The following is a 22,717-nucleotide window of genomic DNA, read 5'->3' as shown; positions in this document are numbered from 1 at the left end:
TCTCCGAGTGGCTGCGCGGGGATATTGTCCGGCCTCACCCCCCAAGCCACCTTGACCTGTATCAAGCGCCTTGAACCCATGCCACCCTGTTACCAACTGACGTAGAACATGCCCTTGGCCAACAGCACGATCGCCACCAGATGCAGGAACACCCGAGTGTGGATGACTTGGACGTAGCGTGCGTTCATGTGCCCGCGCCTGAACAGCCACATGGCCCAGAGAAAATGCCCCAGCACACTGCCCGCCAGCAGCACCTTCACCCCCAGCAACAGACCGAACGACGATTGCCACGGCGAGATCAACAACGGCCAGTAGCGCAACCAGACCATTCCAACCCCCGCACCGAACAGCACCAGCAGCACCCAGGGCATCAACTGGCGGGCACGCCGGCTGATGCCCTGTTCGAGCAACACCATGACTTTGGCGGGCAACTGCTGACGGATGCTCTCCAGGAACAGCACCTCGAAGAACACCGTGCCGATGAACACCAGGGCGGCGAAAAGATGCAGGGTCAGGAACAGCGGATAGATCATGGAGCCTTCCGGATGCGCTGGATGGTTTGTCCGAGGCTACCCCGTGGACCGGATCCCAGGGTTGATGCCAATCAAGGAACCGCCTATCAAGCCACCACCCACCCTGTGGGAGCGAGCCTGCTCGCGATTGGCGGCGGCACATTCAGTATCGATACCAACTGATCCATCGCTATCGCGAGCAAGCCCGCTCCCACAGAGGGCGCGGCGTCAATGAAACGTAATTTTCCCGCACAAGGTTCCCGACCGCTGATCAGGTAGTTCAGCTTTTTGACACTTCCCCGACATTCGGTCACAACTTTCACGCTCCGTCAGGTCATAACCCTGTGGTCGCCGATGGAATATTGGCATCTACCGTGGTTCCAGCCCGATACGGAGATAAGCTCATGATTTTCAACGTACAAAATTTTGGCGCCAAAGGAGACGGTATTACCGATGACACCGCGGCCATCCAGGCAGCGATAGACGCGGCGGCAGCGGCAGGTGGGGGGCAGGTGTATGTGCCAGCGGGGACCTATATCGTTTCGGCCGGCGAAGAACCTTCCGATGGTTGCCTGATGCTCAAGAGCAACGTCCACCTGTATGGCGACGGCATGGGCGAGACCACCGTCAAGGTGGCCGACGGTTCCGACACCAAGATCACCGGCGTCATCCGCTCCGCCTACGGCGAAGAGACCCACGATTTCGGCATCAGCCAGCTCACCATCGACGGCAACCGCGACCACACCACCGGCAAGATCGACGGCTGGTTCAACGGGTACATTCCCGGCGAAGAAGGCTACGATTCCAACGTCACCATCGACAGCGTCGAGATCAAGGACTGCTCGGGGTACGGCTTCGACCCCCACGAACAGACCGTCAACATGGTCATCAAGAACAGCGTATCCCACGGCAACGGCCTGGACGGCTTCGTGGCCGACTTCCTCAGCGACAGCACCTTCGAAAACAACGTTGCCTACGACAATGACCGGCACGGTTTCAACGTCGTCACCAGCACCCACGACTTTACCCTCACCAACAACGTCGCCTATGACAACGGCGGCAACGGCATCGTGGTGCAGCGCGGCAGCGAGAACATCCCCTCCCCCAGCAACATCATCATCACCGGTGGCGAGGTGTACGGCAACGGCGCCGAAGGGGTGCTGATCAAACTGTCCAGCGAAGTGACAGTCACCGGCGTCGATATCCACGACAACGCCAGCGCCGGGGTACGCATCTACGGCAGCAACCACGTCGAGATCATCGACAACACCCTCAACAACAATTCCCTGGGCGGCGCCGTTCCCGAGATCATCATCCAGTCCTACGACGACACCCTGGGTGTCTCCGGCAAGTACTTCAACGGCAGCGATAACACGATCCAGGGCAACCTCATCAGTGGCAGCGACCTGTCGACCTATGGCGTGGCCGAGCGTAACGAAGACGGCACCGATCGCAATGCGATCATCGCCAACACCATCAGCCACACCAGCAAGGGCGCGACGCTGGTCTATGGCGATGGTAGCTACGTCAGTGCCACGGAACCGATGACCACCGTACAAGGCACCGCCGGCAACGACACGCTGCTGGGCACCAGCGCCAGCGAGATCTTCTATGGTGGCGCCGGCAACGACACCATCAACGGCGCAGCCGGCGGCGACATCCTGGTGGGCGGCGCGGGCGTCGATAAACTCACCGGCGGCACAGGCGCCGATACGTTTCGCTTCTCCAGTCAGTCCGACAGCTACCGCAACGCAACCACCAGCTTCGATGACACCATCACCGACTTCGATGTCACCCAAGACAAGATCGACCTCGCCGGCCTGGGCTTTACCGGCCTGGGCAACGGTCGTGGCGGCACTCTGCAGATCAGCTACAGCGCCAGCAATGACCGCACCTACATCAAGGATTTCGACGCCGATGCCAGCGGCAATCGCTTCGAGCTGATTCTCTCCGGCAACCTCGCCAGCACCCTGACGGCCAACAACTTCATCTTCAACCGGGTGGTCACCGGCACCAGTGGCAACGACACGCTGACGGGCAGCGACTCAGCCGATACCCTGCTTGGCCTGGCGGGCAACGACAGCCTCAGTGGCGGCGCCGGCGACGACAAGCTCGACGGTGGGGCCGGCATGGACACCCTCACCGGCGGTGCCGGGGCGGACACCTTCGTGTTTTCCAGCCGCCTGGACAGCTACCGCAACTACAACACCGGTGGCGCCAACCTGGGCGACCTGATCACCGACTTCAACGTCGCTTCCGACAAAATCGACCTGTCGGCCCTGGGCTTCACCGGCCTGGGGGATGGCAAGAACGACACCGTGTACCTGGTGCTCAACAGCGCCGGCACCAAGACCTACATCAAGTCCCTGACCGCCGACGCCAATGGCAACCGCTTCGAAGTGGCCCTGGACGGCAATTACCTGAACACGCTGACCAGTGCCAACTTCGTGTTCGCGACCTCGTCGCCGACCAACCATGCGCCGGTGGTGGCGACGCCGCTGCTGGACCAGAATGCGACGGAGAACACACCGTTCAGCTACGTGGTTCCCGCCACCAGTTTTAGCGACCCGGACAACGACAGCCTCAGCTACACCGCCAAACTGGCCGACGGCAGCGCCCTGCCCAGCTGGCTGGTGTTCGATGCCGCCACGCGCACCTTCAGCGGTACGCCAAGCGACACCGCCTCGGGCACCTATTCCATACAAGTCACCGCAACCGATGGCAGCAACGCCACTGTCAGCGACAGTTTTACCCTCGCCGTGCAGGACGTGCCCACCTCCGTCATCATCAATGGCACGCCGAACAACGACACGCTGACCGGTACCGTGGCCAACGAACAGCTGTTCGGTGGCGCCGGGAACGACACACTCAATGGCGGGGGCGGGAACGACATCCTGGTGGGCGGTACCGGGGTGGACAAACTCACCGGCGGCGCGGGTGCCGACGTGTTCCGCTATACCTCAAAGCTCGACAGCTACCGCACCAGCTCCACCAGCGCCAGTGACCAGATCCTCGACTTCGATGTGGCCGCCGACAAGATCGACGTCTCGGCGCTCGGCTACACCGGCCTGGGCAACGGCCTGAATGGCACCCTGCAACTGACCTACAGCGCCTCGACCAACCGCACCTACCTCAAAGACCTGACCGTCGACGCCAACGGCAACCGCTTCGAAGTGTCGCTGGCGGGCAATCTGGTCAGCAGCCTGACGGCCAGCCACTTCGTGTTCGCCGACCAGAACAGCCCCGGCAACGTGGCGCCGGTCGTGGCCATCCCACTCCTCGACCAGAATGCAAGTGAAAGCACGCCGTTCCGCTACACCGTGGCCCACGACAGCTTCACCGATGCCAACCAGGACGTATTGACCTACACCGCGACCCTCGCCGACGGCAGGGCCCTGCCCGCGTGGCTGACGTTCAACGCCACCAGCCTGACCTTCAGCGGCACACCGACCAGCACCGCTGCCGGTAGCTATGACGTACTGGTCAAGGCCACCGATCCTTCAGGCGCCTCGGTCAGTGACAACTTCGCCCTGGTGGTGGCCGATGCCCCGGCCAACACCATCACCGGGACCAACAGTGCCGAAACCCTTAACGGTACGACCGGCGCGGACCTGATCCTGGGCCTGGGCGGCGACGACACGATCAAGGCCGGCACCGGTGCGGACATTGTCGACGGCGGCGTCGGACGCGACTCCCTGTACGGTGGCGACGGTGCCGATACCTTCCGCTACACCAACATGCTCGACAGCTACCGCGACTACGACACCGGCGGCGTGACAGCCACCGACACGGTCTATGACTTCACCGTGGGCGTGGACAAGATCGACGTGTCCAGCCTGGGCTTCATCGGTCTCGGGGACGGCACCAACGGCACCCTGTACATGACCCTGAACTCGGCCGGCGACAAGACCTACATCAAGTCCGCCGAAGCCGACGCCGATGGCAACCGCTTCGAGATCGCCCTCAGCGGCAACTACCTCAACACCCTGACCGCCAGCGATTTCGTATTCGGTGAGCGCGCCCAGCAAGACATCCTCTACCTGCCGACCCTCGGCCAATCCAATGCGCGCCTGCTGCGCATGACCGAGGACGACGATCAATCCGGCACCTCCATGCTGGTCAACGACCTGGACCGCTACACCACCTACGACGTGCGCAGCCAGTTCACCGACGCCGACGGCAATGGCATCGACATCGCGGTGGGCGGCAGCACCGTCAACGGCTTGTCGACACTGAGCCCCGAAGAGCTGAAGTTGTGCTGGTGGCTGACCGACACCAACCAGCCCGGGCCCGCGCTGTTGCGCGCCGTGACGTTGCTGAAGGATCAGCTCACCGAACTCAAGTCCATCGATAACGTCACCATGGGCATTATCTGGGGCCAGGGCGAGGAAGCCGCCCAGGAGATCGCTCGCGCCACCGACAAGCAGGCTGCGGCCGCTGCCTACAAAGCCGCGACGCTGAAGGTGTTCGACTATCTGCATGCCCAGTTCGGCAATTTCAGCGTGTACCTGATGGAAACCGGCCACTACGAACAGGACGCAGCGCGGGCCCGTGGCTATTCCGAGGACAAGATTGCTTCGATTGTCGAAGGTGTCGGCTATGTCCGCGCCGCCCAGGAAGCCATGGCGGCCGAGCGCGCCGACGTCAAGCTGGCGGTGGACTACACCGACCTGCCGTTGCGCTATGAAGTCGATCCGCTGGTGTATCCCGACGACGTCTGGCATCTGCACGAGGAGTCGGCGGAAATCGTCGGCCAACGACTGGCCGACTACATCGCCGATGACCTGGGCTTTCATGGCAATCCCAACGACAACAACAGCGTGCAGGACATCTTCGACCACGCCAACCAGGGCGGGATGATCACGGGTACCGACCAGGCGGACACCCTGGTGGGCACCTCGGGCAACGATACCTTGGACGGTGACCTGGGAGCCGACACCATGACCGGTGGCGATGGCAACGACATCTACGTGGTCGATAACGCGTTCGACAGCGTGGTGGAGACCAACACCTCGGCCTCGCAGATCGATACGGTAAAGGCCTCGGTCAGTTGGACCCTGGGGGCCAATCTCGAGAACCTGGTGCTCACCGGCGTCTCGGACATCGATGGCACCGGCAATGAACGACGCAATTTCATCACCGGCAATATCGCCGACAACGTGCTCGACGGTGCCGCCGGCAACGACAGCATGAGCGGCGGCGATGGCGATGACACGTATTACGTCGACAACACCGGCGACACGGTGATCGAGACCAACAGCAATCCGCTGACCGGAGGCATCGACAGCGTGCACAGCCGCCTGGCGAGCTACACCCTCACCAGCAACGTCGAGAACCTGTACATCGACACCCCCGACGCGGCCAACGGCACGGGCAACACACTGGACAATACGCTGTTCGCCGGGGCCGGAAACAATGTGCTGGATGGGCGTGAAGGCAACGACACGGTGTCTTTCGCGCAGTCGCTGGCCGGGGTCACCGTGACCCTCTCGACATCCGCGCAACAGAACACCGTAGGCTCGGGCCTCGATACGTTGAAGAATGTCGAGAACCTGACCGGCAGTGCCTACGCCGACACCCTGACCGGCAACAGCGCCGGAAACATCCTGGATGGCGGTGCAGGCAACGATACGCTGGTGGGAGGCTCGGGGGATGATCGACTGATCGGGGGGGCCGGCACCGACAACCTGACTGGTGGCACCGGCGCGGACACTTACGTGTTCAACGCACTGGCGGACATGGGGACCGGCGCGGCGCGTGATGTGATCAACGGCTTCAAGAGCACCGAACTGGACCACTTGGACCTCACCGGCCTGGACGCCAACCCACTGACCGCCAACATCGATGCCTTCACTTTCATTGGCAACAACGCCTTCGACGCCACCAACGCCACCGGTCAGCTGCGCTTTGCCGACGGCATTCTCTACGGCAGCGTCAACGCCGACGCTACCGCCGAGTTCGAGTTCGAACTGGTCGGCGTCAAGGAGCTGCACGCCAGCGACTTCACGGCGTGAACTTTATGTGAGGGCTGGGCATGTCCGAATGCCAGTCAGTTAAGCCATACACTTGTGGGAGCATAGCTTGCTCGCGATTGCAGTAAGTCAGTCAGCAACAATGTCGACTGGTCTGTCGCTATCGCGAGCAAGCTTTGCTCCCACAGGTTTCCGCGCCGTTTGATTAGGGCAGCCCGCTCCCACAGGGGCTAAGTGGTGTAAGCAAATCCAGCATTCACCCAGGAACCACTGTGGGAGCGAGCCTGCTCGCGATGGCGGCCGTCCATCCAACCTCAATGGAGCGGTCACCCCGCGATCGTCAGAGCGCCTCGCGCCCCGGTACTCCGTCCACCAACCGCAGGATCCCCAATGGATTGGCATTTTTCAGGGGTTCCGGCAGCAGGTTGTCGGGGTAGTTCTGGAAGCACACCGGCCGCAGGAAGCGGTCGATGGCCAGGGTGCCCACCGACGTGCCACGAGCATCGGAGGTGGCCGGGTAAGGGCCGCCGTGGACCATCGAATCACACACCTCGACCCCCGTCGGGTAACCGTTGAGCAGGATCCGGCCGACTTTCTGCTCCAGCAACGGCGTCAGTTCGCTGAACCGCTCGAAATCACCCGGCTCGCCGATCATGGTCGCGGTCAGTTGGCCGTGCAGGCCGTTCAGCGCGGCGCTGAGTTGCGCCTGGTCGGCCACTTCGACGAACACGGTGGTCGGGCCGAACACCTCTTCCTGCAACGCCTCGTCCCCTTCGATCAACAGACTGGCGTCGGCCTTGAACAGCTGCGGCCGGGCCTGGTTGCCTTCCTGTGCGCGCCCGGCCAGGTGCTCGATGCCCGGATGGGCCAGCAACTTCTGCAAGCCCTTGCCATAACTCTGCAAGGTGCCGGCATTGAGCATGGTTTGTGGCGCCTGGTCACCGATCAGCGCGGCGACCTGTTGGGTGAATGCAGTGAACTGCGGCGAGCGGATGCCAATCACCAGGCCCGGGTTGGTACAGAACTGGCCACAGCCCATCACCACCGAGGCGGTCAGGTCGCGAGCAATGCTGTCGGCGCGGGTCGCCAGCGCTTCAGGCAGGACGATCACCGGGTTGATGCTCGACATTTCGGCGAACACCGGGATCGGCTGTGGACGCGCGGCGGCCATGTCGCACAGGGCACGTCCACCCCGGAGGGAACCGGTGAACCCCACGGCCTGGATCGCCGGGTGTTTGACCAGCCATTCACCGACGCCACCGCCGTAGATCATGTTGAAGACGCCGGCCGGCATCGCGGTTTTTTCGGCGGCGCGGATGATCGCATCGGCCGCCCATTCGGCTGTCGCCATGTGGCCGCTGTGGGCCTTGAACACCACTGGGCAGCCAGCCGCCAGGGCCGACGCGGTGTCGCCACCGGCCGTGGAAAAAGCCAACGGGAAATTGCTGGCGCCGAACACCGCCACCGGGCCCAGGCCGATGCGGTACTGACGCAGGTCCGGGCGCGGCAGCGGTTTGCGCTCCGGCAAGGCCCGGTCGATACGCGCACCGTAGAAATCACCACGGCGCAGGACTTTGGCGAACAAGCGCATCTGCCCGCTGGTACGGCCCCGCTCACCCTGGATCCGTGCGCCAGGCAATGCGGTTTCACGGCAGACCACGGCGACGAACTCATCGCCCAAGGCGTCCAATTCATCGGCAATGGCCTCGAGGAACTCGGCCCGGCGCACCGCGCTCAGGCTGCGGTAGGCCGGGTAAGCCGCGGCGGCGGCCTTGGCGGCGGCGTCGACCTCTTCCGCCGTGGCCTGGATGAAATCACCCGGCAAGGCTTCGCCAGTGCTGGCGTCGAGGCTCTGCAAACGCGTCTGGCCGGCCGCGCTGCGCGCCCCACCGATGTAGTTGTGACCAAGGATCTGGTTCATCGCAAGTCTCCTCTTAAAGTGTGCCGATAGTACCCGGGTTGAACACCGCGTCCACCGGGGCTATGCCGTTGACCAGCGGCGCGCCGAATTCGGCCTGGCTGATTTCGAACACGTCACCCGGCTGGGTACGGATGCCATCGGCGAACGACAGTGTCGCGGTGCCGAAGAAGTGAACATGCACATCCCCCGGACGCAGGAACTGACTGTACTTGAAATGGTGGAATTCCAGGTTTTCGAGGCTGTGGCACATGTTGGCCTCGCCGCTGAGGAATTCGTTCTGCCACAGCACTTCGCCGTTGCGCAGGATACGACTGGTCCCGGATAGATGTTGAGGCAATTCACCGACACGAAGTTCCGGACCGAAACTGCAGCTGCGCAGTTTCGAATGGGCCAGGTACAGGTAATTCTTGCGCTCCATCACGTGATCGGAAAACTCGTTGCCCACCGCAAAGCCCAAGCGATAAGGCTTGCCGTCGAGACCGATGACGTAGAGGCCGCTGATCTCCGGCTCTTCGCCGGCATCTTCGGCGAACGGCGGCAACGGGAACGGATGCCCCGGACGGACGACAATGCTGCCGTCGCCCTTGTAGAACCACTCCGGTTGCACGCCAGCCTGGCCGGCCTCGGGTTTGCCACCTTCGACGCCCCACTTGAAGATGCGCATGGTGTCGGTCATGGCGGCTTCGTCGCCGGCCTGCTGGTGCATCTTGTCCCGGGCCGAGGCACTGCCCAGGTGGGTCAGGCCGGTGCCGCTGACCAGCAGGTGCGCCGGGTCCGGATGATCCAGCGGCGGCAGGATGCGCAGCTCACCGAGCAACCGCGCGTAATCATGCTCGGCACCGAACCCCAGGCCGTTGACCTGCTCTTGCAGCTTCACACCCGCCCCGATGGCCGCCAGCGCCAGCTCACGCACGGTCGTCGCGCATTGCACTTCCCGCACCCGGTCGCCGTCAACCACACCGACGCGGCGCTCACCGTTATCCAATTCGAACTGAACTAAACGCATGGTTTTCTCCTGTAAACACAACTCAAATACAGCACCAGCCCCCCTGTGGGAGCGAGCCTGCTCGCGATGACGGCGGCACATTCAACAGGGATGCAAGCTGACCCGACGCTATCGCGAGCAGGCTCGCTCCCACAGTGGATCGGGGCTCCCCCCTGAATCAGGTACGCGTCGCCCCCCGCGCACTGGCCGCGAACTGGTCCGCCGGCAGTACATGCTTGCGCTCCAGCAAGCGATACACCACGCCGGTCAACACTAGGCCGAACACCATCACACCGGACAGGAAGTACAGCCCCGAGGCCAGGTTACCGGTGTATTCCTTCAGCGCACCGATCACGAACGGCCCGATGTAGCCACCCAGGTTGCCCACCGAGTTGATCAACGCGATGCCCGCCGCCGCACTGGCGCCGGCAAAGAATCGTCCCGGCAAGGTCCAGAACACCGCCGTGCAGGAAAACAGTGCAAATGCCACCAGGCACAGCGCCGCCAGCTGCAACACCGGCACCGACAGCCAGGCGCTGAGGAACAACCCCATGGCGCCCAAGACATAGAGCACCGCCAGATGACCATAGCGATCATTCAAGCGGTCGGAGCTGCGAGGAATGATCAGCAAACCGATGATGCCGAAAATATAGGGCACCGAAGACACGAAACCGGTCACCAGGTCGCTGCCGCCGAACTGCTTGATCAGCGTCGGCAACCACAGGCCCAGGCCATAGATACTCAGGGTCACCGGCAGGTAGAACAGCGCCAACAGCAAGACCCGCTTGTCCTTCAGGGCATGCAGCGGATTACCGTGACGGGTCTGGCCGTACTCCTGCAGATCCTTTTTCAGTTCACCGGTCAGCCAGTCTTTCTCGGCCTGGTCCATCCACTTCACCTGTTGCGGGCCATCCGGCAGGTAGCGCAGCACCGGCCAGGTCAGCAACACCGCCGGCAGGCCGATGACAATGAACAACCACTGCCAGCCGTGCAGGCCCAGGACACCGTCCATGCCCAGCAAGCCGCCGGACACGGGACCGGTGATCATCATGGCGATGGGTTGGGAAAGAATGAACAGGCCCAGAATCTTGCCGCGGTGGCGAACCGGAAACCATTGGGTGATGTAGTACAGCACACCGGGGAAGAAACCGGCTTCGGCGGCGCCGAGCAAGAAGCGCATCACATAGAAGCTGTGGGGCCCCTGCACAAACGCCATACCGATGGTGATGGCGCCCCAGGTGATCATGATCCGGGCGAACCAGCGCCGGGCACCGAAGCGTTCGAGCATGAGATTGCTGGGAATCTCCAGCAGGAAATAACCAATGAAGAACAGCCCTGCGCCCAGGCCGTAGGCGGCATCGCCGATACCCAGGTCGGCGCCCATGTGCAGCTTGGCAAAGCCCACGGCAGAGCGGTCTACATAGGCGATCAGGTACAGCAGGATCAGGAAGGGAATCAGTTTCAGCGTGATGCGACGGATAAGCCGCAATTCCTGGCTCATGGGACCGGTCTCCGATTGTTGTTGTTATGGAACCTCGGGGGATTTCTCTCGCGAATGCACGCCAGGACAATCCCTCCATTGAGCAGGACTATATAGTAATACTATTTACCCAACAACACTTCCAAACCGCGTAAATTGCGCTTATGTTACGCTTCATCCAGAACAATATAGTCATACAATAAGAGAATCGATCATGTCTGATAAAAAACCCTCCCTGCGCTCGGCCCAATGGTTTGGCACCGCCGACAAAAACGGCTTCATGTACCGCAGCTGGATGAAAAATCAGGGCATCGCCGACCATCAGTTCCATGGCAAGCCGATCATCGGCATCTGCAACACCTGGTCGGAACTGACCCCGTGCAACGCGCATTTCCGGCAGATCGCCGAGCACGTCAAACGCGGCGTGATCGAAGCCGGGGGTTTCCCGGTGGAATTCCCGGTGTTCTCCAACGGCGAATCGAACCTGCGCCCTACCGCCATGCTGACCCGCAACCTGGCAAGCATGGACGTGGAAGAGGCGATTCGCGGCAACCCGATTGACGGCGTGGTGTTGCTCACCGGCTGCGACAAGACCACCCCCGCCCTGCTGATGGGCGCCGCCAGTTGCGACGTACCGGCCATCGTCGTCACCGGTGGCCCCATGCTCAACGGCAAGCACAAGGGCCAGGACATCGGTTCGGGCACGGTGGTCTGGCAATTGAGCGAACAGGTGAAGGCCGGCACCATCACCCTCGACGATTTCCTCGCGGCCGAGGGCGGCATGTCCCGCTCGGCCGGCACCTGCAACACCATGGGGACCGCCTCGACCATGGCGTGCATGGCCGAAGCCCTCGGCACGTCACTACCCCATAACGCCGCGATTCCAGCCGTGGATGCACGCCGCTATGTGCTGGCCCACATGTCCGGCATGCGCGCCGTGGAAATGGTCCGCGAGGACCTGAAGCTGTCGAAGATCCTGACCAAGGAAGCCTTTGAAAATGCCATCCGCGTCAACGCGGCCATCGGCGGCTCCACCAACGCGGTGATCCACCTCAAGGCCATCGCCGGGCGCATCGGCGTGCAGCTGGACCTGGACGACTGGACCCGCATCGGTCGCGGCATGCCGACCATCGTCGACCTGCAACCCTCGGGACGCTTCCTGATGGAAGAGTTCTACTACGCCGGTGGTTTGCCCGCCGTGCTGCGTCGTCTCGGTGAAGCCAACCTGATCCCCCACCCGAACGCCCTGACCGTCAATGGCAAGAGCCTCGGCGAGAACACCAAGGACGCCCCGATCTACGGTAAGGACGAAGTCATCCGCACCCTGGACAACCCGATCCGCGCCGACGGCGGTATCTGCGTGCTGCGCGGCAACCTGGCGCCATTGGGGGCGGTGCTCAAGCCCTCCGCCGCCACCGCCGAGCTGATGCAGCATCGCGGTCGCGCGGTGGTGTTCGAGAACTTCGACGAGTACAAGGCGCGAATCAATGACCCGGAACTGGAGGTAGATGCCAGCTCGATCCTGGTGATGAAGAACTGCGGACCCAAGGGTTATCCGGGCATGGCCGAAGTCGGCAACATGGGCTTGCCGGCCAAGCTGCTGGCCCAGGGCGTGACCGACATGGTACGGATTTCCGACGCCCGCATGAGCGGCACCGCCTATGGCACCGTGGTGTTGCACGTGGCACCGGAGGCCGCGGCCGGCGGTCCTCTTGCAGCGGTGAAAGAAGGTGATTTCATCGAGCTGGATTGCGCCAGCGGCCGCCTGCACCTGGACATTTCCGACGCCGAACTCGCCGCCCGCCTGGCCGACCTGACCCCGCCACAACAACTGCTGGTGGGTGGCTACCGTCAGCTGTACATCGACCATGTGCTGCAAGCGGACCAGGGCTGCGACTTCGACTTCCTGGTAGGCTGCCGCGGCGCCGAGGTGCCGCGACACTCCCACTGACCCATCAACCCCTGTGGGCTTTGTGGGAGCTGAGCTTGCTCGCGATAGCGGTGTAACAGACAACAGAGATGTTGACTGGAAGGGCCTCATCGCGAGCAAGCTCAGCTCCCACAAAAGCCCCACAATGGATCGGCATCTAAATCAAAAATCGCACTAGTGTCCTGTCTCGGAAATACGTTCTCTGTTGGCGAGTGGCTTGGGTGTCCGGACAAGGCGCCGCGACGAGTCATAGCAGGGCTATGGCGAGGAGTGGCAACGCCGGCCGGGCGCCCAAGACGCCGCCAACAGTGAACAGCTTATTTCCGAGACAGGACACTAGCGACCCGTCCTCGCTGCGCCTGCTATCATGCGCAGCATCTCCTCCACAGGATCGCGCCGTACCCCATGGATTACCGCAAACCCTCCGACCGAAAAAGCATGCACGCGCGCATCGTCCAGGAACTGGGCATGCAGATCGTGTCCGGACGCTTCAAGCCCGACGACAAGCTGCCCGCCGAAGCCTTGCTGTGCGAAGAGTACGCCGTGAGCCGTCCGGTGCTGCGTGAAGCCACGCGGGTGCTGGTCGCCAAGGGCCTGGTGTATTCGCGGCCGCGAGTGGGCACGGTGGTCAAGGCCCGGCGGGAATGGCATATGCTCGATCCGGATGTGTTGCACTGGCTGATGCAGAGCAGCCCGCAGAATGAGTTCTTCGGTTTGCTGACCAGCGTGCGCAGCATCATCGAACCGGCCGCTGCTGCCCTGGCCGCACAGTTCGCCACTGACGCCGACATCGCCGCCATCCGTGAAGCCTATGAGCGCATGGACGCGGCACCGACGCCCGAAGCGCTGCTGCAACCGGACCTGGATTTCCATAGCCGGATCGCCGACGCCACCCACAATGACCTGCTCGCCAACCTGTGCAACATGCTGTCGGTGGCCATTGCCGAAGCACTCAAGCATTCCAACCAGCGACCTAACCTGCATGAGCTGGCGATGCCACGGCACAAGGCGATCCTCACCGCCATCGAAAACCGCGACGCCCTCGGTGCCCGCCATGCGACGTTGGTGCAACTGGACGACGCCCGCAGCGCGCTGAACGTGGTACTGGGCAACGAAACCAACTGATCCGCCATCGTTGCCGAACAGCCCCGGCACAGTTCTTCCCAGGCACGGTGGTATCTATGTACCACCCGCACCGGACTGAGCAGTCGATACTTTTCACGCCGTCATCCCGACGGCCATGTTTTGTGAAAAGGACTTCTCATGACCACCCTCTCCACCGCTGACGCGATCCCCGCGCTGGCCCAAAACGTCAGCCTGCACTTCGCCAGTCGCCCGACCTTCGAACAGGTCGCCCGAGGCATGCTCGAACAAGCGATCAAGCAAAGAGACCCCTGGCTGAAGATCGACCTCTCCAAGACCCAATTGGCGATGCCAGACCCGGTCACGCGCGGTTGGCACTTCCAGCCCTTGATGTCCGCGGTCCTCGATTACCTGGCCACCGGCACGCCCCCGGACTTCGCCCCACAGGGCGCGCTTGACTGTTTTCTCTCCGACAGTCCGCCACGCCGCCTTTGGTCAGGCGCTCGGGGACTGGACATGCAGCTCATCAAGAAATCCATACTTGAACTGGCCTGGACCCTGCCGATCGGGTTGGAGGATGCGCTGGTCCGTTACTGGAACGAGGGCATCGACAGCGGTGACCAGACCGCGACAAGTGGCCGAACCAGCCGCTGGTGCTGGCTCAGCGACGTACTCAGGAACACACTGAGCATCCGTGGGCTGCAACAACCCGGGCTCACGGATACGGCACGGGAAGCCCTGGACCAGATCGTCCGTTGGCCAGACCGGGCGCTGCGTTTTTGTCGCAACCGACAGGCACCGGTGTACGCCTACACCCTGGAAACCTGGCTCACCCAGGACAGCACTCGCACCGTGCTGGTCGGCGGCGATATCCTCCTGGTCCGCATCAAGAACGGCACCACCGAATTCCTGCTGTGCAGCCCCGGCAGCGCCGTCAAGTCTTTTGCTTCCCTGGAGGCCTTCAATCAGCATTGGGGCGAATGGATTGCCCGCCAGTACACCGTCGACACCGTCACTTGCCAACGCTACGAAATCGGCGGCAACGTCTTCGAGCGCCAGGCGGCGATGTTGCTGGAGCAGCAATTGGCCGACCTCAAGGCTGTGCAACTGCCTGCCCGAATCGACCTGCAAGACCTGAAGCGCCTCTACGCCGACTTGAGCGACCCGGCGCGCTCGCTGCTGGAGGCTCCCCGGCCATCGCCTGACACTTCGGCACGCCTTGGGTCGCTGTTGCCCGAATGGCTGAAAAACGCCTCCATCGTCGACCAGACGACCTTCCAGCACTACAGCCTGGTCCTGGCCAGCGCCAAAAAACGCCATCAGGGCCAGACCTTTCTCGGTGGCATCGACGACATCAAGGCCTTCACCGTCGACGCCTTGCTCGGCCGCCTGCGGCAGACCAACGACAACAGTTCAGACAAGCGGCCATCGAGCCGCTACCAGCCCGACGATGTGGTGCTGACGTTCAGCGTTTCGGCGGGCTATCCCGGGACCATCGGCGTCACCGAGAAGCGGCAGATGAGCCTGACCGAGCTGGCTATCCACAATCTGGTCGCCCGCCCCAGCGGCACCTTCACCCTCAGCCATCGCCAGGGCCAGACGCTGCCGGCCTGGCTGACGCCGGGCTTCATAACCGGGTTGATCGAACAGGTCGACATTGGCGCGACCTATCCTCGCTATCTGCAACAACATTTACTCGGCGATTCGCCCCAGGCGCAGAACCGGCAACGGATCTTCGCCGAACAGATCCCGGCGCAACTGATGCTTGAGGCGCTGAAGCAGCAGCTGAACCGCGAAAATGGCGTGACCCTCCAAGGCTTGCGCCTGCTGGAAGCCGTCCTGCAACCCGACGCAGCGAGCCAGCAGGTCGAGGGTCGCCCGGTGGTGATTCGCCACCTGGGTTTGCTGCGCAAGCCCCAGGCCCGGCCCGATATCGTGACCAACATGTTCATCATCGAAGCGCAGGACATCGCCACCGGCCCGCACCTGTTGTATCGGCCGCTCTACGCACCCTCGCTGCAAGAGTTTCCCACACGCGAAGCGCTGTTGCAGGCCATCGCCGCCACCGGGAGTCTGCAGGACAGCATCCTGACCTGGTTGCCTGACGCCGCACGCCCGATCTATGCCAACGGCGGATTCCTGGAACCCCATATTGTGCGGTTCTTCACCGGCGACGAATTCAGTCTCCCCGACAAACCCGCTCCAGCCGCCCTCGCCGTCGACGATACCCGCGGCGAGCTGTTGCAATCGCTGCAGGAGGGCGAGCTGATGCAGTACCTCTACGGCTGCAACGCCCAGGCACTGGTCACCCAGGCCGACCGGGATTCGGTGTCCAACAGCGAGAGCCGCTGGGCGGTGTTGCTCGAAGGTAGCGGCCTGTTGTTCAACACCTTGCTGTTTCCTTTGCTGCGCGGCCCGGCCATGACCACCGTCTGGCTCTGGAACCTGATGGCCAGCGCCCAACAGGATATTCCGGCGCTGACCAGTGAAGACCCGGTGGCCCGGGAGCTGGCTGCCGTCGATCTGCTCGTCAACCTGGCCCTGCTGGTGAGCCAGTTGCCCGCCGGTCATGGGCCTGCGACTCGTGCGGTCGTACCCGAATCGATAAAGGAACAAGCCATGCGCCCTGTCGCGCCCCGCGCCATCGCCGAGCAATGGCCGGCACCAGAGGCGCCCACCCTCGTGGAGGGAACCGTCACCTTGCCTGACGCCAACACCGACATCGGCAGGCGCCTGGACTTCAGTTTCGCCAGGGCCAGTGGACGCCTGACGCCGGCACTCGAGGCCAGGCTACAGCGTTTGCAGGTTTCGCCCCCCTCTTCCCCCCTCGCACCGATTGAGAACGGCCCCTACAAGGGCCTGTACGTGATCGACAATAAATGGCATGCGAAGGTTGAAGGTGCCCTGTATCGGATCACGCCTGAAGCGGGTGGCAGCGCAACCATCGTTGACCCGCTCGATCCACTGGCCCCCGACAAGAACGGTCCGCCGCTGCGAGTCGATACAAACGGACTCTGGCACCTGGATCTGCGCCTGCGCCTGCTCGGTGGCTCACCGCCCAAGCGGGTGGAAGCACAGCGTCGCATCAACCTGCAGCGAGCCCAGCAGTTGACTGATGAACTCGACCAGGTGGTGGCACAAGAAGTCGATCGACAAAAAGCCCTGGACGTGGCCCAGCAAGTCATGACCCGGACCGAAGAAGGCAGCAACTACACCGAAACCCAGCGGGCGGCGAAACGCAAGCTGTTCTATGACCTGCTCCAGGAGCAGACCGATATCTACCTGAAGCTGGCGGACAGCGCATCCGAACGCGCCATCCTGGGCATCGGCTTTCCGTCCGGCTACATGCACAGCCTGATGGAAAACGTGATCAACAATGCCCGCAAGGCGTTCCTGATCACCGAAAAGGAGCGCGTGGCCATCCAGCGAGTACATCCCCAGTTTGGAGAGCATGCCGACATCAGGGAAATCGTCGACCGCGACTACGAAGCCTACATGAAGTACCTCGATGCCAAGAGTGACATCAACGACCGAGCGATCTACTGGTTGGAACTCAAGGACAATTACCTTGAGCAACTATCGAACCTTGATGCGTCGGGCGCACGGGCATTTGAACGACTGACCAGCAACCGGCCCCTGGATGAGAAGAACGCCATCGGTAGCAAAACCATGCAGCTCTCCACGCTCCCCGTACTGTCGGTGAAAAACCGGCAATCCGCCCTGCCCAACCGCCTGCTTCGCATTCTCATGCCATTGATGGAGCACATGCGCTCCCATTGGGACCTGCAAACATACGAAGTCTCCCCGGCGGAAAAACTCGAAGTGCTGGAAAGCCTGACCGAGCATTATGGCAAGACCCTGGATACGTTGAAGGGGACAAAGGCCCTTTACCTGGACGACATCAACGAGTCCTATTTCGACAGGCTGGTCAAACTGGTCGAGGGCCTTTACCAGGAGGTCTCCAGCAAACTCGCCGCCGAAATCAAACCCGAGCCAAAACCGCGCAAGCGTACGCCGAAACGCCCCAGGACCGGCGCCGGGCTGCCACAGAAAAAGTTGATCAGAACCCGCCACAATGGCGTCTTGATCGGCGACCTGAAACCCGCCGGCACGAGCCTGCCCATCGAAGTCGTCGAAATGCGCTCCGAAGCCAACAACCAAGTACTCGCCACCTATTCGCGCCACGAGGATGTCTGGGATGTGGTCGATGTACGCCGCCCGACCCCGGCGCCCCAGACGCGATCGATCAAGGCGATCCGGGCCCACGGGCGAGCACTGCTCGACGAGCTGGACAAGCGCATGAGCCGCGCTGAAAGCTACAAGACCCACTGCCGCCATCCTCAGGAAATCGAGGAAATCCTGAACAATGAAGCGAGTCACTTCCGCACACTTTCCGAAGAACTCGATCGGGCCCTCACCGCATCGCCAACCTCACGCACCCCGGCAAACGAGGCCCTGGGCCAGCTGTTGTCAGACGCCGCCGCCAACCTGACCGCCAAGGGCAGTGACCTGCGTATCGAACTGAGCCTGAAACTGCCACCCACCGACGGCAACCTGCGGTTCCTGTTCGAGAAAAACCTGATCCAGGTGGCCCGGCTCGGCGATCGCACGGCCCTGCAAGGCGCCCGCAAGGATTTCCTCCAGGAATACGCCATCAACGACCGTGACGGTTTTCCGATCTGGTATGCGCACTTTCATTACGAAGCGGCCGACACGCCGAAAGAAAACTTCAGCGTCGCGCACCTCAAGACCAAGGAACAACGCAAGGAGCACTACCACTCACTGCTGGCCAAGGCCACCAGCCCTTACGCGGTGGTGAACGTACACCGGGGGCAGATCAGCAAGTCGCTGGCGCAGAGCAGGTTCCTGCCGTTGGCGCCTTGATTGCTGGAGGGATAGCGTCCGCTTTTGTGGCGAGGGGATCTATCCCTGTAGGAGCAAAGCTTGCTCGCGATAGCGACAGACCAATCAACATTGTTGCTGACTGGCTTATCGCAATCGCGAGCAAGCTTTGCTCCCACAGGTATCAGTCAGTGGGCAAACAACGAATTTCCCCGCTGCCCCGCCAGCTTCTCCGGCTTGATCAGGAACCGCGCCAGTGCCGGCAACAGCCACAACGCGCCGAACATGTTCCACAGCAGCATGAACGTCAGCATCAACCCCATGTCCGCCTGGAACTTGATGGCCGAGAAGATCCAGGTGCACACCCCGATCGCCAGGCACAAGCCGGTGAACAGAACGGCTTTACCCGTGGACTTCAGCGTCTGGTAATAAGCTTCCTGCAACGGCAATCCGGCCCGAAGGAAGCTTTCCAGGCGGCTGTAGATGTAGATGCCGTAGTCCACGCCAATCCCCACGCCCAACGCCACCACCGGCAGGGTCGCGACTTTCACGCCAATGCCCATGAAGGCCATCAGGGCGTTACCCAGCACCGAGGTCAGCACCAGCGGCAGCACGATGCACAGGGTCGCCGCCCAGGAGCGGAAGGTGATCATGCACATGGTCGCCACGCAGATGTACACCAGGATCAGGATGGTCAGTTCCGATTCCTTGATCACTTCGTTGGTGGCCGCTTCGATGCCGGCGTTACCGGCGGCGAGGATGAACTCCAGGCCATCGCGGTTGTTTTCCTTGGCGAAGGCCTGCACCGCCTTCACCGCGCGGTCCAGGGTCTCGGCCTTGTGGTCGTTGAGGAACACCAGCACCGGTGCCAGGGAGCAGCTGTTGTTGTACAGGCCATCGGCCCGGGCAATGGAGTTGTTCAGCACGTCAGGGTTGCGCGACAGGGTTTCCCATTTCAGGTTGCCCTCGTTCATGCCCTTGATCATCTGCTTGGACACGGTCACCAGGGAAATCGCCGATTGCACGCCCTCGGTGTTCTGCATCTTCCACATCAAGTCATCGATAGGTGCCATGGCTTCATAGCGCGAGCAGCCTTCGGCCTTGGTCTTGACCATCACCACCAGCACGTCGGAACTGGTGGAGTAGTTGCTGATGATGAAGTTGTTGTCCTGGTTGTAGCGCGAGTCGGGACGCAGTTCCGGCGCACCCTGGTCCAGATCGCCGATCTTCAGGTTCTGGCTGTACCACAAGCCTCCACCGAAGGCGAGCACCGCCAGGGCAATGGACACCGGCGCGACCTTGGGGCTTGCGAAGTTCGACAGCGACCGCCAGAACGGATGCTCGCGGGTCGCGTCTTTCTTGCTGCGCTCGACGGCGCGTTTGCTGATGCCGACGTAGGAGATGGCCACCGGCAGCAGGATCAGGTTGGTGAACACGATCACCGCCACGCCGATGGACGCCCCGATGGCCAGCTCACGGATCACGCCGATGTCGATGATCAGCAAGGTAATGAAACCCACCGCATCCGCCAGGATCGCGATCATCCCCGGCAGGAACAGTTGCCGGAACGTGCGCCGCGCCGCGGTCAGGGCGTTGTCCGCCTCGCTGGACTGCAAGGCGATGCCGTTGATTTTCTGCACCCCGTGGGAAATCCCGATGGCGAAGATCAGGAACGGCACCAGCATCGAATACGGATCCAGCCCGAACCCGGCCGCGTGCATCAGCCCCAACTGCCAGACCACCGCCACCAGCGTGGTGCTCAACACCGCGACGGTGCTGCGCATGCAGTGGGTGAACCAGTACAGCAGAACCAGGGTGATGACGAAGGCCACGCCGAAGAACATCACCACCATGATCAGGCCATCGATCAGGTCACCGACCTTCTTCGCGAAACCGACGATGTGGATCTGTACGTTGGGGTTCTGGGCTTCGAATTTGTGGCGGATCTTGTCTTCGAGCTCATGGGAGAACTTCTGGTAGTCCAGTTTCAGCAACTTGCCCTGGTCCTGGGGATCCGGGTAGGACTCCAGCAACGGGATGTCGACGATGCTCGATTTGAAGTCGTTGGCCACCAGGCGTCCGACCTGGCCGGACTTGAGCACGTTGTTGCGCAGCAGGTCGAGGCTGTCGGCCGAGCCGTTGTAGCTCTGGGGAATCACCTCGCCGCCAGCGAAGCCCTCTTCCGTCACTTCGGTCCAGCGCACGCTCGGGCTCCACAGCGACTTGAGGCCGGAACGGTCGACACCGGAAATGTAGAAGACCTCGTCATGGATCTGGCGCAGGGTCTCCATGTAGTCCTTGGAGAAGATGTCGCCGTTGGTGGCCTCCACGGAAATCCGCACAGTGTTGCCGAGGTTCGCCAGGTCGTTGCGGTGTTCGAGCATCTTCTCGATGAACGGATGCTCGAGGGGGATCATTTTTTCGAAGCTGGTGGACGGACGGATCAGCGTGGCCTGCCAGAACAGGAAAATGCTGACCAACAGGCAAATGACGATCACTGCCGGGCGGTTGTTGAAAATCAGGCGCTCGAGGAACGTCGCCTTGTCTTGGTGATGACTGCTCATGGGGTCCGCCTTCTTGTTATTGTGCCCGACTCATATCCGCGGCTCATTTGTTCAGTTCAGCGCCGCTGGCGGTGGTGGTGCGTACGCCCCCCTGCCCAGCCAGGATCAGGTTGCCATTGCCCGCCGCCGTGACGGCTGCCACGGAAATCCGGTCCGGGCGGTTGAAGACGCTGAAGGTCACGCCGTCGTCGGTGCTGCGCACCACGCTGCCGCCGTTGCCGACGATCACGATGGAGCCGTCCGGCAACAAGGTCGCCCCTGACAAGCCAAACTCCAGGGCACCCCGGGCGGCCTTGAGTTCGATCTGCTCCCAGGAGCCACCGAAATCGGTGGAGCGATAGAGGTTGCCGCGCAAACCGTAGGCCAGCAGCGTCGAAGGCTGGGCGGTGCCGATGACACCGAAAAGCGAACCTTCGTATGGGCCTTCGAGCTTCTCCCAGGTCTGGCCCCAGTCGGCGGAGCGGAACATGCTGCCGGCCTCGCCGACGATGAACAGCCCGGCGTCTTTGACCGCGGCGATGGCGTTGAGGTGGAACTGATCTTCGTTGTCGAGACGGTCGCTGGCGTCTTCCCAGTGCTTGCCACCGTCGGTGGTTTCGAGCAACGCACCGTAGGCGCCCACGGCGAACCCCTGGCTGGCGTCCTTGAACCAGACGTCCAGCAGCGGCGCTTCACGGGTGAGGTCTTCGTACTGCCGGGTCCAGGTGCTGCCGCCGTCTTCGCTGGCGAGGATCTGCGCATCGTGCCCCACGGCCCAGCCATGCTTGTCATCGACGAAGAACACGGCGGTGAGCAGTTGGCGGGTCGGCACCTTGGCCTGGGTCCAGGAAGCGCCCTGGTCGTCCGAATAGACAATGTGCCCACGATCACCGACCGCCACCAGCCGCTGGCCGGCGTGAACCACGTCGAGCATCAGGGTCTTGCTGGCCTTGGCCGATTCGACCGAATAGATGACATCGGTTGTCGTGGCTGCAACGGCCAGCGCCGGTGCCGACAACACCACAGAGCCCAGCAGCGAGAGCGCCGAGGCCAGCAACGCGACTCGGCGCAGCACCGGCTGGTGGGCGCGACCCACGGCCATGACAGGCTCGTTCATAGACCTTTTCCCCCATTATTATTGTTAGGCCATTCGGCCTTTCAGGGCGCCGTAGGCAGCTCGATCGGGGCGCAAACCTGCAATCTAGAGCCACTTCGGAAGCTGACCTATCCTATCGGGCTTTCGGAAGGCCTGACAATCGACGCCGCGTTATCTTTTGTTAACCAGGGGGGTTGGCGCAGGGGGTGAATGGCGGGGTATTCGGTGGGGTGATGGCTGCATTTCACGGCATCGATCGTTCCCACGCTCTGCGTGGGAATGCAGCCATGGACGCTCCGCGTCCGCTTTGGGCCATGACGCAGAGCGTCACCAGATGCATTCCCACGCGGAGC

Annotated in this window: 10 protein-coding genes; 4 read left to right on the top strand and 6 right to left on the bottom strand. The window is 62.4% G+C overall.

Translation table 11 applies throughout. The features are described 5' to 3' along the window. Positions 1-89 precede the first annotated feature (89 nt). Positions 90-533 carry a CopD family copper resistance protein gene (locus ACODTO_RS25825; RefSeq protein WP_175385708.1) on the bottom strand — a complete coding sequence of 148 codons (444 nt, stop codon included), beginning with the start codon at positions 531-533 and terminating at the stop codon, positions 90-92. Positions 534-916: 383 nt separating this feature from the next. Here ACODTO_RS25825 and ACODTO_RS25820 point away from each other — a divergent pair, with 383 nt between their 5' ends. Beyond that, positions 917-6,526 (top strand): putative Ig domain-containing protein, encoded by a 5,610-nt coding sequence (locus ACODTO_RS25820; RefSeq protein WP_489107266.1) that lies wholly within the window; start codon positions 917-919, stop codon positions 6,524-6,526. A gap of 298 nt (positions 6,527-6,824) precedes the next feature. On the opposite strand, the gene ACODTO_RS25815 is transcribed toward ACODTO_RS25820, so the two are convergent. From ACODTO_RS25815 to ACODTO_RS25805, 3 genes are all read right to left on the bottom strand, one after another. Then, entirely contained in the window at positions 6,825-8,405 is a 1,581-nt protein-coding gene (locus tag ACODTO_RS25815) for an aldehyde dehydrogenase (NADP(+)) (RefSeq protein WP_489107265.1), read from the bottom strand. A 13-nt stretch (positions 8,406-8,418) separates the two neighbouring features. Next, on the bottom strand, positions 8,419-9,411 hold the full coding sequence (gene araD1 / locus ACODTO_RS25810; RefSeq protein WP_139648448.1) for an AraD1 family protein: 993 nt from the start codon (positions 9,409-9,411) through the stop codon (positions 8,419-8,421). 157 nt (positions 9,412-9,568) lie between these two features. Beyond that, a complete protein-coding gene (locus ACODTO_RS25805) occupies positions 9,569-10,891 on the bottom strand; it encodes an MFS transporter (RefSeq protein ID WP_175364114.1) in 1,323 nt (440 codons plus the stop codon). Between the two features lie 193 nt (positions 10,892-11,084). Here ACODTO_RS25805 and ACODTO_RS25800 point away from each other — a divergent pair, with 193 nt between their 5' ends. From ACODTO_RS25800 to ACODTO_RS25790, 3 genes are all read left to right on the top strand, one after another. Further along, positions 11,085-12,821, top strand: a complete 1,737-nt coding sequence (locus tag ACODTO_RS25800; RefSeq protein ID WP_139648444.1) for an IlvD/Edd family dehydratase — start codon at positions 11,085-11,087, stop codon at positions 12,819-12,821. Positions 12,822-13,205: 384 nt separating this feature from the next. Then, positions 13,206-13,925, top strand: coding sequence for a FadR/GntR family transcriptional regulator (locus ACODTO_RS25795; RefSeq protein WP_024776976.1), 720 nt, complete (start codon positions 13,206-13,208; stop codon positions 13,923-13,925). Positions 13,926-14,063: 138 nt separating this feature from the next. Then, positions 14,064-18,767, top strand: coding sequence for a dermonecrotic toxin domain-containing protein (locus ACODTO_RS25790; RefSeq protein ID WP_489107264.1), 4,704 nt, complete (start codon positions 14,064-14,066; stop codon positions 18,765-18,767). A gap of 146 nt (positions 18,768-18,913) precedes the next feature. Here ACODTO_RS25790 and ACODTO_RS25785 read toward each other — a convergent pair whose 3' ends face one another. Both ACODTO_RS25785 and ACODTO_RS25780 read right to left on the bottom strand, forming a co-directional pair. After that, positions 18,914-21,289, bottom strand: coding sequence for an efflux RND transporter permease subunit (locus ACODTO_RS25785; RefSeq protein ID WP_139648439.1), 2,376 nt, complete (start codon positions 21,287-21,289; stop codon positions 18,914-18,916). 43 nt (positions 21,290-21,332) lie between these two features. Then, positions 21,333-22,385 (bottom strand): WD40/YVTN/BNR-like repeat-containing protein, encoded by a 1,053-nt coding sequence (locus ACODTO_RS25780; protein WP_139648437.1) that lies wholly within the window; start codon positions 22,383-22,385, stop codon positions 21,333-21,335. Positions 22,386-22,717: the final 332 nt, after the last annotated feature.

The organism is Pseudomonas sp. FG13 (assembly GCF_057809755.1).
Note: the sequence above shows the minus strand (reverse complement) of the source record. Positions and strands in the feature narration are given on the sequence as shown.

What these genes read in the sequence shown, in the direction of transcription:
- ACODTO_RS25825 (WP_175385708.1), bottom strand. Translation starts at nt 533, where the DNA reads ATGATCTATCCGCTGTTCCTGACCCTGCATCTTTTCGCCGCCCTGGTG.
- ACODTO_RS25820 (WP_489107266.1), top strand. Translation starts at nt 917, where the DNA reads ATGATTTTCAACGTACAAAATTTTGGCGCCAAAGGAGACGGTATTACC.
- ACODTO_RS25815 (WP_489107265.1), bottom strand. Translation starts at nt 8,405, where the DNA reads ATGAACCAGATCCTTGGTCACAACTACATCGGTGGGGCGCGCAGCGCG.
- araD1 (WP_139648448.1), bottom strand. Translation starts at nt 9,411, where the DNA reads ATGCGTTTAGTTCAGTTCGAATTGGATAACGGTGAGCGCCGCGTCGGT.
- ACODTO_RS25805 (WP_175364114.1), bottom strand. Translation starts at nt 10,891, where the DNA reads ATGAGCCAGGAATTGCGGCTTATCCGTCGCATCACGCTGAAACTGATT.
- ACODTO_RS25800 (WP_139648444.1), top strand. Translation starts at nt 11,085, where the DNA reads ATGTCTGATAAAAAACCCTCCCTGCGCTCGGCCCAATGGTTTGGCACC.
- ACODTO_RS25795 (WP_024776976.1), top strand. Translation starts at nt 13,206, where the DNA reads ATGGATTACCGCAAACCCTCCGACCGAAAAAGCATGCACGCGCGCATC.
- ACODTO_RS25790 (WP_489107264.1), top strand. Translation starts at nt 14,064, where the DNA reads ATGACCACCCTCTCCACCGCTGACGCGATCCCCGCGCTGGCCCAAAAC.
- ACODTO_RS25785 (WP_139648439.1), bottom strand. Translation starts at nt 21,289, where the DNA reads ATGAGCAGTCATCACCAAGACAAGGCGACGTTCCTCGAGCGCCTGATT.
- ACODTO_RS25780 (WP_139648437.1), bottom strand. Translation starts at nt 22,385, where the DNA reads ATGAACGAGCCTGTCATGGCCGTGGGTCGCGCCCACCAGCCGGTGCTG.